We start from the raw sequence: 12,179 nt of genomic DNA on the forward strand, positions 1-12,179 counted from the left end.
GTCTCTCGCTTAGTAAATGGGGACGGGGAGCTGCTTGACGGCGTCCGCGCCGCCGATCGCTGCCTGATAGTCGGCTTCCGACACATCGATGAACTTCGCCTTATAGTCGGCCCAGGCCTCGGGCGAGGCGGCGCTTTCGACATAGGTCTTGATGTGCTTGAGATCGAGCTGATAGTCGGGATCGGCGCTCGACGGGTGCGCGCCCAGCGGGGCTTCTGCAACACCATTGATCATCGCCCGCTCGACCAGATTGTAGCGGCTGTTCTTCTTCATATCGAGCTCGCCCGTCGGCACGATCTTCTCGACCGTGGCGAAGCTCCTGGTTGCCGCACGGACCAGCAGTTCGTCGAACAGCGCGTCCTTGCTGAGCGTCAGGAGGTTGCCGCGCTCGTCGGAGCGGTGGGCGTGGATCAGCGCGATGTCGGGCACCAGCGCGGGCATGGCGACGAATTCCTCGCCATCGGCATAGGGGCTTTTCACGAATTTGAAGTCGAAGCCGTCTTGCGTGATGATGTCGGTGCCGATGCCGACGCGGGTCGGCAGGAAGGGCAGCTTCATCGCGCCTGCGCGCAGGCCCCAATGATACATGCCCTCGTCAAGCTCGAGCACCTCGAAGGCGCCCGCCTGGCGGGCGTTGCGGAAATGGGGTTCCAGCGGATAATGGTCGAGGCTGGCAAAGGCGAAGACCAGCTTCCTGATCTTGCCGGTGGCGGCGAGCAGGCCGATGTCCATGCCGCCATAGCCCGCCATGACGGTGAGGTCCTTGAGGTTCGATCGGGCGATGGCGCGGATCAGCGCCATGGGCTTGCGGCGCGTGGCCCACCCGCCGATGCCGATGGTCATCCCGTCGGAAATCTGGTCGACGATGTCGTCGACGCTCATGCGCTTGTCGAGCATAATGTCAGTCATCCTTTTGCGTCAGTCCTGCTCATGAGCCCATTTATGGCCCCAGTCGCTTACAGCAAGGCTGGTGGTGGGGACCCATGTTTGCGGGTCTATTACCAGGCCGTTCCAGCCATATTCGATGTCAAATCCACCTGGTGTCTGCATGTAGAAAGAGGTCATCTTGTCATTGACATGGCGGCCAAGGGTCGCCGAGAGCGGCACCTTGCCCTTGCTCTTCAAGACCCGGTCATAGGCGCGGCCGACATCCTCGAGGGAGCCGACCTCGAGCATCATATGGACAGCGCCATTGGGGCTTTCGGGCAGCTGGCCGAGCGCCAGGCTGTGGTGGCGCGGGTTGCAGTGGAGGAAGGCAAAGCCCACGCCCGGATCGTCCGCGCCGCCGCCCATAAGGTAGAAGCGGCCAAGGTCGGTGTCGCCAAAGCCCATGACGTCCTTGTAGAAGGCGTGGGTCTCGTCGAAATTGGGGGCGGTCAGCACGACATGGCCCATCCCCATGTCGCCGTCCGCGCCATGGGGGCTGCCGGTCACGAAGCGGCTGACGCCCACAGGCGAGACGAAGGGGGCATAGTCGACGAAGCGACCGTAGAAGATCTCCATGGGATTGCCCGCCGGGTCCGATGAACGGGCGAGTTCATAGACCTGACGGCCACGTGCTTCCATGACGCCCGCCCGTTCCACCGGACGGCCTGCTGCCTCGAGGCGGGCCAGCACCGATTCGAAGGCGTCACGATTCGCGCATTCCCAGCCCGGCGCCACGAAGCGGTCGGCCGCGCCTTTCTGCACCCGCAGGCGCCAGGGCCGGTCGTCCATGCGGAACAGCGCGACGTCCTCGTCCGGCGAAGGGGCCGCCATCAGCCCTGCGATATTGCAGGCAAAATCCTGCCAGGCGCCCAGGTCCCGCGCCTCGATCACTACATAGCCTAGCGATATCACTGCCATTTCAAGCGCCTCGCCTTCTTTCCTGTCTGCCAGCCATGCTCTGCCGCAGAGCGTTGCAAAATGACCTTCCCCATACGCATATGGCAAGCGCTGCCGCCTGTTTTGCACTTGCTGGGGGAGGCGCAGTTAAGCGCGCTCACGAGCTTATGGCAATTCGTTCCCAATCCGCCTATAAGTAACGGCCAAAATGCGCAAGCCCTGTTTGTCTTGACAGTTTGCGTAATGGCATTTTACATAAACTACGCATATAGCAAATCTGAAGCAGAGTCGCCTACAATGGAGAAGATCATGACCGGGGCAGTAGCAAGCCGACCCATTGACGAGGCGAATGCCGCGATACCTTCACCCGAAAGTCTGATCGCCAAAGCCAAGGCGATGATCCCGGTGCTGCGGGAACGCGCCCGGGCCTGTACGCTCGCCCGGGACGTGCCGCCCGAGACCGTCGCCGAGATGAAGGCGGCAGGCTTCTTCCGTGTGCTCCAGCCCAAGCGCTACGGCGGCTATGAGATGCACCCCAATGTCTTCTTCGAGATCCAGAAGGCGTTGGCGCAAGGCTGCATGTCGACAGGCTGGATCTACGGCGTGCTGGGCTGCCATCCTTACGAACTCGCCCTCTTCCATGACGAGGCGCAGAAAGAAGTATGGGGCGATAACCCCGACATGCTCGTCTCCTCCACCTATCAGCCGGTCGGCAAGGTGGAAAAGGTCGAAGGCGGCTTCTATCTTTCGGGCCGCTGGGGCTTCTCGTCGGGCTCCTCCCATTGCGGTTGGGTGCTGCTGGGCGCGATCAATTTCGACACCGATGGCGGCCCGCCCGACATGCGCACCTTCCTGCTGCCGCGCTCCGACTATCAGGTGATCGAAGGCAGCTGGGACACGTTCGGCCTCCAGGGCACCGGCAGCTTCGATATCGTCGTCGAGCGCGTGTTCGTGCCCGAGCATCGCACCCACAAGGCGAGCGACGGCTTTGCCGGCACCAATCCGGGCCAGGAAACCAACACCGCGCCGCTCTACCGCATCCCCTGGGCGCAGCTCTTCATCCGCTCGGTCTCCAGCGCCGCCTTCGGCGGCATCCGCGCCGCCACTGGCGCTGCGATGGAGATCATGGGCAACCGCGTCTCGACCAACACCGGCAAGGCGTCCAAGGCCGACCCCCATCTCCACGCCGCCATCGCCCGCGCGATCGCCGAGGCCAACGAGATGGAACTCACCCACCGCACGACCTTCAACGAGCTGATGGACTATGCCGAGCGCAATGAGCCCGTGCCGATGGAAAAGCGCGCGCTCTTTGCCTATCAGTCCGCCAGCGTCGTGCGCCGCATGGCCGAGCTTGCCGACGGCATGGTCAAGCTGCTGGGCGGCCGGGCGGTCTATATGTCGAGCCCGATCCTCCAGCCCTGGCTCGACCTCCACGCCGCGCGCGCCCATGTCGCCAATGACCCGGCCAACCGCACCAGCGACGTCATCGGCACGATCAATGGCGAACCGCCCGCCTTCACCTTCATCTGAAGCGAGCATCTGACCATCTGACATCTGGACAGCATCGGGCCAGGACAAAAGAGGATATCCATGGGCAGTGAATTGATCCGCAAGACCTATAGCGTTGCGGGCGGATATGAGATTTCGATCGCGGAAATTGCGGGCGCTGCGGCTGATGCCCCCACCGTCATCTTCATCCATGGCAGCGGTCCCGGCGCCTCGGGCGCGTCCAACTTCCGCAACAATGCGCAAGTGTTCGCCGATGCGGGCTATCGCGTCATCCTGCCCGACCTCATCGGCTATGGCGCCTCGTCCAAGCCCGAGACCGACTATCCGCTCGAGCTGTTTACCGAGACTTTGCTCGATGCGCTGAAGCAGCATGGGATCACAGGCGGCCACCTCATCGGCAACTCGCTGGGCGGCGGCATCGCCCTCCAGATCGCGCTCGACCATCCCGACTTCACCATCGGCAAGCTCGTCCTGATGGCGCCGGGCTGCGTGGCGGAGCAGATGAGCTATTTCACCATGCCCGGCATCGCCAAGATGCGCTCGGGCTTTGGCAGCCCGGAATTCAACATCGAGGAACAGCGCCGCCTCATCGGCAACCTCATGCATCCCTCGTCCGCGCACCACATCACCGACGCGCTGGTCGAGGAACGCTTCGCCGTCGCGCGTACCCAGCCCAAGGATGTGCTCGCCCGCGTCAAGACCCCCGACCTTGGGCCGCGCCTGGGCGAGGTCACCCAGCCGATCTTCGTCCTCTGGGGCCTCAATGACGAATTCTGCCCCGAAAGCCATGCGCGTCTCTTCCTCGATGCTTGCCCCGACGTGCGCTGCCTCACCTTCTCGCAGACCGGCCATTGGGTGCAGGTCGAGCGGACAGAAGAGTTCAACCGCTACTCACTGGACTTCCTGAAGAATGGCTGACGCTGCTCCTGCGCAATCCGTGCCTGTTCCAGAGCCTATCGATGTCACCACCGGGCTGAAGGGCGCGATGCGCCGCCTGCCCTCGGGCGTGGCGATCGTCACCGCGCTGGGCGAAGGCAAGGCGCCGGTCGGCATGGCCGCGACCTCGATCACCTCGCTTACCATGGACCCGCCCGCCGTGCTCGTCTGCGTCAACCAGACAGCGGGCATCCACGCCCATCTCTCGCCCGGCTGCCCGGTCAGCATCAACCTCCTCTCGCGCCACCAGCGCGAAGTGTCGGCAGCATTCGGCGGCGCGGTGGCGCGCGAGGCGCGCTTTGGCGTTGGCAGCTGGACCCCCGATGCCCATGGCCTTCCCATCCTTGATGAAGCGCAGGCCAACCTCTCCTGCACGATCGAGAGCATGACCCCCTTTGGCACCCACAGCATCGTCATCGCCCGGGTCAAGGCGGTGCGCCTGTCGGATGCGGTCGATCCCCTCATCTTCCAGGACGGAGCCTATCTGTGAGCGAGACGCTGAACGAAACATTGGCGGACGAGCTCTACCGCGCGCTGCGGGACAAGCGCACCGTGCCGCCGCTCATCGCCCGCCACCCTGAGCTGACCATCGATGATGCTTATGCGATCTCGCTGTGCGCGCTCGACAAGCGCAAGGCGGACGGCGAAAAGGTCATCGGCAAGAAGATCGGCGTTACCTCCAAGGCCGTGCAGGACATGCTGGGCGTGCACCAGCCCGATTTCGGTTTCCTGACCGACCGGATGTTTATCGAGGGCGATATCGATGTCGCGGCAAACGGCCTGATCGCGCCGCGCGCCGAGGCCGAGATCGGCTTCATCCTGAAAGACAGCCTCAAGGGGCCGGGCGTCACGGCCGAGGACGTGATCGCCGCGACACAGAGCATCGTCCCCTGTTTCGAGATCGTCGACAGCCGCATCCAGGACTGGAAGATCGGCATCGTCGACACCGTTGCCGACAATGCCTCCTGCGGTGTCTATGTGCTGGGCGAGGCCCGCGCGAACCCGCGTGACCATGACCTCCCCAATCTCCACGTCACCGTGACCAAGAACGGGCAGCCGCTCTCCGAAGGCCATGGCCATGCGGTGCAGGGTTCGCCAGCGCAAGCGGTCGCCTGGCTCGCCAATACGCTCGGCGCCTATGGGGTAACGCTCGACGCCGGCGATGTGATATTGTCAGGGAGCCTGGTGCCGCTCGAACCGGCACAGGCGGGAGATGTGTTCGAGATGCAGCTCCACGGGGTTGGCAGCTGCACCGCGCGCTTTATCTGAAGATTTATGAAGAGGGTATCGCTGGCACGCGATGCTGTGAGGAGTATCTGATGACGGGCAAGGTCAAGGCGGCGATCATCGGGTCGGGCAATATCGGCACCGACCTCATGATCAAGATGATCAAATATCCGCAGAATATGGAGCTGGTGGCCGTGGTCGGCATCGACGAGGCGTCCGAGGGCCTCGCCATGGCGCGCGAGCGCGGCGTCGCCACCACCCATGAGGGGCTGGAAGGCCTCATGAAGATGGACGTTTACCCCGAGATCGGCATCGTGTTCGACGCGACCTCGGCTTACGCCCACAAGGTCCATGACGAAGCGCTGCGCAAGGACGGCAAGCAGGTGGTGGACCTAACCCCCGCCGCGATCGGCCCCTACACCATCCCCACGGTCAACGGCGAAGCCAATCTCGATGCTGGCAACGTCAACATGGTGACCTGCGGCGGGCAGGCGACGATCCCGATGGTTGCCGCCGTCTCCCAGGTCGCGACGGTGCACTATGCCGAGATCGTCGCGTCGGTCTCCTCGCGCTCGGCAGGCCCTGGCACCCGCGCAAACATCGACGAGTTCACCCGCACGACGGCAGGCGCCATCGAAAAGGTCGGCGGCGCCGCGCAGGGCAAGGCGATCATCATCCTCAATCCCGCCGAACCGCCGATGATCATGCGCGACACGGTTTTCACCCTGTCGGAAGGCGCGGACGAGGACACCATCCGCGCCTCGGTCGAAGCGATGGTCAAGAAGGTGCAGGCCTATGTGCCGGGCTATCGCCTGAAGCAAGACGTGCAGTTCGAGCGCTTTGGCGACAACAACAAGCTCACCATCCCCGGTCGCGGCGAATTCACCGGCATCAAGACCATGATCCTGCTCGAGGTCGAGGGCGCGGGCGACTATCTGCCCAGCTATTCGGGCAATCTCGACATCATGACCGCCGCCGCCAAGGCGACCGGCGAGCTGCTCGCGCAGCGCATCGCCCAGGGCAAGACGGTCGCCGCTTGAAGCGCGCGCCCACGGAGTATCAAGACATGACCAGCACATTCAACGTCGAGGCGGGCGACAAGCTCTACATTCAGGACGTGACGCTACGCGATGGCATGCACGCCATCCGCCACATGTATGGCATCGACCATGTGAAATCGATCGCCAAGGCGCTGGACGATGCAGGCGTCGACGCGATCGAGGTCGCCCATGGCGACGGCCTCAATGGCGCGAGCTTCAACTATGGCTTTGGCGCGCATACCGATTGGGAATGGCTCGAAGCGGTCGCCTCGGTGCTGACCAAGTCGGTGCTCACCACGCTGATCCTGCCCGGCGTCGGCACGGTCGAGGAACTGCGCCGCGCCTATGATATCGGCGTGCGCTCGGTGCGGGTCGCGACCCATTGCACCGAGGCGGACGTCTCCAAGCAGCATATCGGCATTGCCCGCGATCTTGGCATGGACGTCTCAGGCTTCCTGATGATGAGCCATATGATCGAGCCGGACAAGCTCGCTAGCCAAGCCCTGCTCATGGAAAGCTATGGCGCGCAGTGCGTCTATGTGACCGACAGCGGCGGCGCGCTCGACATGGACGGGGTCAAGGCCCGGTTCGAAGCCTATGACCGGGTGTTGAAGCCCGAGACCCAGCGCGGCATCCACGCCCACCATAATCTCTCGCTTGGCGTCGCCAACTCGATCGTCGCCGCCCAATGCGGTGCGGTGCGGATCGACGCGTCGCTCACCGGCATGGGCGCGGGCGCTGGCAACGCGCCGCTCGAAGTGTTCATTGCCGCTGCCGAGCGCAAGGGCTGGAATCATGGCTGCGACGTCAATGCGCTGATGGACGCGGCCGAGGACCTCGTTCGTCCCTTGCAGGACCGGCCGGTCCGGGTCGATCGCGAAACCCTCGCGCTTGGCTATGCCGGGGTCTATTCCTCCTTCCTGCGCCACGCGGAAAAGGCCGCCGAAACCTATGGCCTCGACACCCGCGCCATCCTGGTTGAACTCGGCCGTCGCAAGATGGTCGGCGGACAGGAAGACATGATCGTCGATGTCGCGCTCGACATGCTGAAAGAACGCGCCTGACCCCATGCCGGGGCGGCCGCACGAGGCCACCCCGGCAGGCCAGCCAACCAACAAGAGGAGAGGATATGGCCGATAGACGCCTGTCGCTCGACCATATCACCGTCACCGACACCACCCCCTGGCAGCTTGCCGAGATCGCCGCAGAGGTGGGCTGCCAAGGCATCTGCCCGTTCCTCCATTCCATGGAGGTGTTGCCCGCCATGCCCGCCTATGACCTGGTGCGCGACCCGCAAGCGCTGCGCCAGACCCGCGCCGCGCTCGCCGCCACCGGGGTCAGCGTCGACCTCCTCTACCCCTTCACCATGGCGGGGCGCACCAACCCCGCTGACTTTATCCCCGCGCTCGAAACAGGCGCAGCGCTCGGCGCGCCGCTTGCCAATGTCCTGTGCTATGATCGCGATCCCATCCGCCGTACCGAAAGGCTCGTCGAACTGGCCGAGCTTGCTTCAGGGTTCGATATCGCCCTCGCCATCGAATTTTATCCCCCCTCCCAGGTCCAAAGCCTAAGCGCCGCCCTCGAGGAAATAGCCCGCTCCGGCCGATCCGACATCAAGGTCACAGCAGACCTTCTCCACATCATGCGCGGACCCGAACCCGAAACCAGCTTCCCCCTCCTTGCCCATCCCGCCATCGCCATCGCCCAGATCTCCGACGGCCCAACAACCATCGATCCCGACCAGATCGAACGCGAAGCCGGCATCCAGCGCCAACTCCCCGGACAAGGCGCGTTCCCTATCCCAGCGTTCCTCCACGCCCTCAATCCCACAACACCCCTCAGCGTCGAAATACCCCAGCAAAACGCCATCGATCAAGGCATCAACCCGCAAATGCGGGCGCAAATGGCGGTGGATGCGGCACGGAGCGTTCTGAAACGGCGACGGTAACCTAGGGTGGCGCCGCAGATTTTTTTACATAGCTGAATTGCCCGGTTGTTACGCATCGGCTCGCTGAGCGACGATCTCTGTCGCAATATTCGGCGAGGTTACGTGGTAGCGTTGCGTCCTCGCGAAAGGCGCCAAGGCGTATGCCGTCGGCTTCATACGCCTCATGTGGCACTCTCCATTTCCACACGCTATACCTCCGTGGATCGACGGGAGTCATGGCGGCATGCAGATAAGGAATGGGCGGATGACAGCGCCGCCCTCATTGGACGCGCTGGACAATAATATCATCGAAATCTTGCGGACTAACGGACGAGCGACCAATCAGGATATTGCGCAGCAGCTATCGGTGACCGCCGCGACCGTTTCGGCACGGTTGCAGAAGATGGAAGATGCGCGCGCCATGCGGGTGGTCGCCGTGACCGACTTCGCCGCCAGGGGATATAATGTCATCCTGGCCGTGGGCGTCAGGGTGCAGGGGCGCGGCATTCAGGATGTGGGCCGCGATCTGGCGAAATTCCCCGAGGTGCTTAGCGTCAACGCCATGAACGGCGGGTATGACCTGGAACTGATGGTGGCGCTGCACGATTTTTCCGAGGTTCAGCAATTCCTCTACGATCATATTTCCGGCATCGAGGGTGTTGCCCATATCGATTCCGGTATCGCGGTGGATATCGTGAAATATGAATTCAATGTGGTGCCCTTGGGGCCGACCTGACTTTCACGGGGTCTGCCCTGCTGAGAGCGACGGCTTGGGCCTGATGGCGCAGGCGGCGGCGAGATCGTTGGTTACGTTGCCCACCGTGCGAAACAGGTCCGGGATCGCCTCGATCGCGAGGAGCAACGGCAGCGCTGTGACGGGAATGCCCGCAGCGATGCAGACAGGGGCGATCGTCGCGAAAAAGGATATTTGGGCCGGAAGACCTACTGCGCCAAGGCTGATGGGAACGGCGACGAGTGCGATCAGCGCGAGGGTTGCGGCCCCCGGAAGAACGCCGTGTACATGCCCGAGATAAATAGCGACGGCGACGTTTGCGGCTACGCTGGCCGCGCGGAACAGCGAAACCGCCATCGGCAGTACAATGGCAGCTGTTTCTTCGGGAACATTCAGCTTGCGGGCCGCATCCACCATCACCGGTAAGGTCGCGAGTGATGATTGGGTGCCCAGTGCTACCGCCTGAGCGGCTAAGGCCGATCGCCCAAAGCGCAACGGGGAGCGACCACCTGCCAAAGCTGCCCAGATATAGGCGAGCAGCGTGGCGGCAAGGCAGCAGGCTATGACAACCGCTACATATTGGGCAAAGGCGCCGACCACGCCGACGCCCAGCTTCGCGCCCGCGCCGAATGCCAAGGCGGCTACGCCGACAGGTGCAACTGCCAGCACCCAACCCACGATGATCAGCATGGTTTCGACCAGTCCGCGCAGTAGTCCAAGCAGTGGATCGGCCAGGTCCGTGCTGATGCGGGAGATGGCGAAGCCGAAGAATATTGCGAATGTGACGAGCGGGACCATGGCAGTTTCGGCGGCGGCTTTCAGAGGATTTACAGGAATGATTCCGCGAAACCATTCGCTTTGTGAAAGAGGGGGAGGGGAGGTGCCTCCGGCCTCCGCCAATCCTGGGGTGACGGGCCAGAGCCGCAACAGCCCTTCTGCCAATAATGCCGCTGTTATGGAGGCCGCTGCCAGCATCAGGGCGAAGAGGATGAGGACGCGGGTCGCGATGCTGCCAGCAGCGGCATTGCGGGAGGCGGAGGCGATGCCGGTGACGAGCAGGCCGAAGATCAGCGGAACCACCGTCATGGTTAGGGCATCGAGCCACAGACTGCCGATCGGCAGCAGGATTTTACCGACCAACTCCTGTGGCCGCCCGCTGGTGGCGATGCCTGCAATCAGGCCGATGAGAAGACCGGCAAGAAGGTGCAACGGCCGACCCTTCACCGCGATCAAGCTGCGCTGTCCTTTCGTTGGATGATCGCGGCTATGAGCGCGATGCGGTCGACATCGGAATAGGCCTGATTTTCCAATTCTTCGCCAAACACATCCGGGTCGATTTCGGTGTAGCGCAGTGCGCAGTTCCGCGCCGCCGCAAGATCGGCCAATCGCTCCTTCAGCTGGTCGCGGCCATCGACGATCGCGCTACCGGTGTAAAGAATGAAGCGCCCGTCAGCGGTCAGCCGGGGAAGGGCCTGCTGTGCCATCATCAGCGATACTTCAGCACCGTGCATGCCCCCGCCGTCACGATAGGCGCGGCCTGCGGCGTCCATGATATAAGGAGGGTTCGCGAGCAGGAGGTCGAACGTCCCATGTGTCGCGGACAGATCGCCGGTCTGGCGGAAGCGGGCCGTGATACCGGCGGCCTGCGCGTTGATGCGGGCGAGATAAAGCGCGAGGGGATTGATGTCGGTCATCAAAATATCGACAGCAGGGCAAAGATGACCGGCCACGATCCCGCCTACCCCAGCGCCCGTGCCGATATCGACAAGCCGCGCGCCTTTCTGCTGTGGGCATCGAGACAATTCATCGCTGATCAATCGCGCGAAACGATAGCTGTCAGGCCCAAAGAATACCGCTTCCTGACAATCAGTCGGATAAGCGGAGTGAAGGAATAGGTCGTTCCCAAGCGACGACACGCGGAAGCGGCTTTTCACGCCGTCGTCACATCTTTCCAGTGCGTTGGCCTTTGTCAGGATGCGAGCAAGTTCCGCGTCCAGAAGCTTCGGATCGAACGGTAGCGACCAGCCGAAAATATCCCGCAGGTCATGGGCGGGCCGACGCGACGCTCGTTCGACAACCCGTGCATGCGTGGCGGGCGTGGGCGTGACGAAACTATATCCACGGTTCTTCAGGACGTGTAGCAGATCAAGCAGAGCAGCGGCCCGGCCGTCGCCAGCCGCGATGTCCCCGTCCACGCTATCTTCTTCCGATGGCTCGAACGCCGCCGGTGCCCCCAACTCCATGTGCTCCATGCACGCTTCTCCCATCATGAGGGCAAAACGCGGTGAGTGGCGTGTCGGGTCCCGTTATCGCATTTCTCTGAGGGGTGGGAAGGTCAGCTGTCCATTTTTCTCAGGTTCGAACGGATGCCGTTCAGGAACAGTCCCGTGACCAACTGTGCATGCGCGGCCATTTCGCTGAGAGTAAGCGGAGGCTCGCCGAACAATAAGCGGCGTTGCCATTCGCCAAAGGCCATGGCGACGAATTGCATGGCGAAGCTGCGGCTTTCTGCGGCGGAGGCGCCTTCTTTCTCCAACATCGCCGCAACCGGACTGACCTGATACCTTTCAAACTGGTGACGAGCGAGCTTTCGCAGTTCGTCGAACTCTCCGCCTTCCCGGTAGATTAGCCGGGAAATGCGCATGCTACGGGTCGAGGAAAGCTGGCACTGCATTTCCGTCGCGTAGGTGACAAGGCGCGTGTGTAGGTCGCCCTTTAAGTCGGGGACGTCCGGCTGAAGTTGTGCGCCGGAATATTCAAGGCAGGCGGCAAAAAGCGCCAGCTTGTCGGGGAAATGATTGTAGAGGGTGCGGCTCGACACCTGCGCCTTTTCCGCGATGTCGCGCAAGGATGCCGCGTGAAAGCCCGCACGGGCAAATTCCTCCACCGCGATGAGAATCAGGTTCATGCGCTTCTGTTCGGCCGCCTCCGCCGTCGGGCGGCCCGCTCGCCTCTTGGTGCTCGTTTCATTCATCTTTTGCCT

13 protein-coding genes are annotated in these 12,179 nt (G+C 63.0%); 8 read left to right on the forward strand and 5 right to left on the reverse strand.

Annotation, left to right across the window (positions count from 1 at the left end; translation table 11 throughout):
- Window positions 1-9 precede the first annotated feature (9 nt).
- A complete protein-coding gene (locus ACZ5U1_RS15950; protein ID WP_464780120.1) occupies window positions 10-909 on the reverse strand; it encodes a CoA transferase subunit A in 900 nt (299 codons plus the stop codon).
- A gap of 9 nt (window positions 910-918) precedes the next feature.
- A complete protein-coding gene (locus ACZ5U1_RS15955) occupies window positions 919-1,845 on the reverse strand; it encodes a VOC family protein (RefSeq protein WP_464780121.1) in 927 nt (308 codons plus the stop codon).
- Between the two features lie 288 nt (window positions 1,846-2,133).
- Between ACZ5U1_RS15955 and ACZ5U1_RS15960 the strand changes: the two genes are divergently transcribed.
- The 8 genes from ACZ5U1_RS15960 to ACZ5U1_RS15995 all read left to right on the forward strand — a co-directional run bounded on the left by ACZ5U1_RS15960 (window position 2,134) and on the right by ACZ5U1_RS15995 (window position 9,199).
- Complete coding sequence (locus ACZ5U1_RS15960; protein ID WP_464780122.1) at window positions 2,134-3,354, forward strand: acyl-CoA dehydrogenase family protein; 1,221 nt, start codon at window positions 2,134-2,136, stop codon at window positions 3,352-3,354.
- Window positions 3,355-3,414: 60 nt separating this feature from the next.
- Window positions 3,415-4,251 (forward strand): alpha/beta fold hydrolase, encoded by an 837-nt coding sequence (locus ACZ5U1_RS15965; protein ID WP_464780123.1) that lies wholly within the window; start codon window positions 3,415-3,417, stop codon window positions 4,249-4,251.
- Complete coding sequence (locus tag ACZ5U1_RS15970; RefSeq protein ID WP_464780124.1) at window positions 4,244-4,759, forward strand: flavin reductase family protein; 516 nt, start codon at window positions 4,244-4,246, stop codon at window positions 4,757-4,759. Before ACZ5U1_RS15965 ends, ACZ5U1_RS15970 begins: the two co-directional genes overlap by 8 nt.
- A complete protein-coding gene (locus ACZ5U1_RS15975; protein ID WP_464780125.1) occupies window positions 4,756-5,538 on the forward strand; it encodes a fumarylacetoacetate hydrolase family protein in 783 nt (260 codons plus the stop codon). Before ACZ5U1_RS15970 ends, ACZ5U1_RS15975 begins: the two co-directional genes overlap by 4 nt.
- A gap of 50 nt (window positions 5,539-5,588) precedes the next feature.
- On the forward strand, window positions 5,589-6,536 hold the full coding sequence (locus tag ACZ5U1_RS15980) for an acetaldehyde dehydrogenase (acetylating) (RefSeq protein ID WP_464780126.1): 948 nt from the start codon (window positions 5,589-5,591) through the stop codon (window positions 6,534-6,536).
- Window positions 6,537-6,562: 26 nt separating this feature from the next.
- Window positions 6,563-7,600, forward strand: a complete 1,038-nt coding sequence (gene dmpG, locus ACZ5U1_RS15985) for a 4-hydroxy-2-oxovalerate aldolase (RefSeq protein WP_464780127.1) — start codon at window positions 6,563-6,565, stop codon at window positions 7,598-7,600.
- A 65-nt stretch (window positions 7,601-7,665) separates the two neighbouring features.
- A complete protein-coding gene (locus tag ACZ5U1_RS15990) occupies window positions 7,666-8,484 on the forward strand; it encodes a sugar phosphate isomerase/epimerase family protein (protein ID WP_464780128.1) in 819 nt (272 codons plus the stop codon).
- Between the two features lie 244 nt (window positions 8,485-8,728).
- Complete coding sequence (locus ACZ5U1_RS15995; RefSeq protein ID WP_196227476.1) at window positions 8,729-9,199, forward strand: Lrp/AsnC family transcriptional regulator; 471 nt, start codon at window positions 8,729-8,731, stop codon at window positions 9,197-9,199.
- Window positions 9,200-9,202: 3 nt separating this feature from the next.
- On the opposite strand, the gene ACZ5U1_RS16000 is transcribed toward ACZ5U1_RS15995, so the two are convergent.
- The 3 genes from ACZ5U1_RS16000 to ACZ5U1_RS16010 all read right to left on the reverse strand — a co-directional run bounded on the left by ACZ5U1_RS16000 (window position 9,203) and on the right by ACZ5U1_RS16010 (window position 12,170).
- Complete coding sequence (locus tag ACZ5U1_RS16000) at window positions 9,203-10,420, reverse strand: dicarboxylate/amino acid:cation symporter (protein ID WP_464780821.1); 1,218 nt, start codon at window positions 10,418-10,420, stop codon at window positions 9,203-9,205.
- Window positions 10,421-10,425: 5 nt separating this feature from the next.
- Window positions 10,426-11,448: a methyltransferase gene (locus ACZ5U1_RS16005; protein ID WP_464780129.1), complete on the reverse strand. Its 1,023-nt coding sequence runs from the start codon at window positions 11,446-11,448 to the stop codon at window positions 10,426-10,428.
- Between the two features lie 83 nt (window positions 11,449-11,531).
- On the reverse strand, window positions 11,532-12,170 hold the full coding sequence (locus ACZ5U1_RS16010; protein WP_464780130.1) for a TetR/AcrR family transcriptional regulator: 639 nt from the start codon (window positions 12,168-12,170) through the stop codon (window positions 11,532-11,534).
- Window positions 12,171-12,179 lie beyond the last annotated feature (9 nt).

The sequence above is a fragment of the Sphingobium sp. TomTYG72 genome (assembly GCF_055394715.1).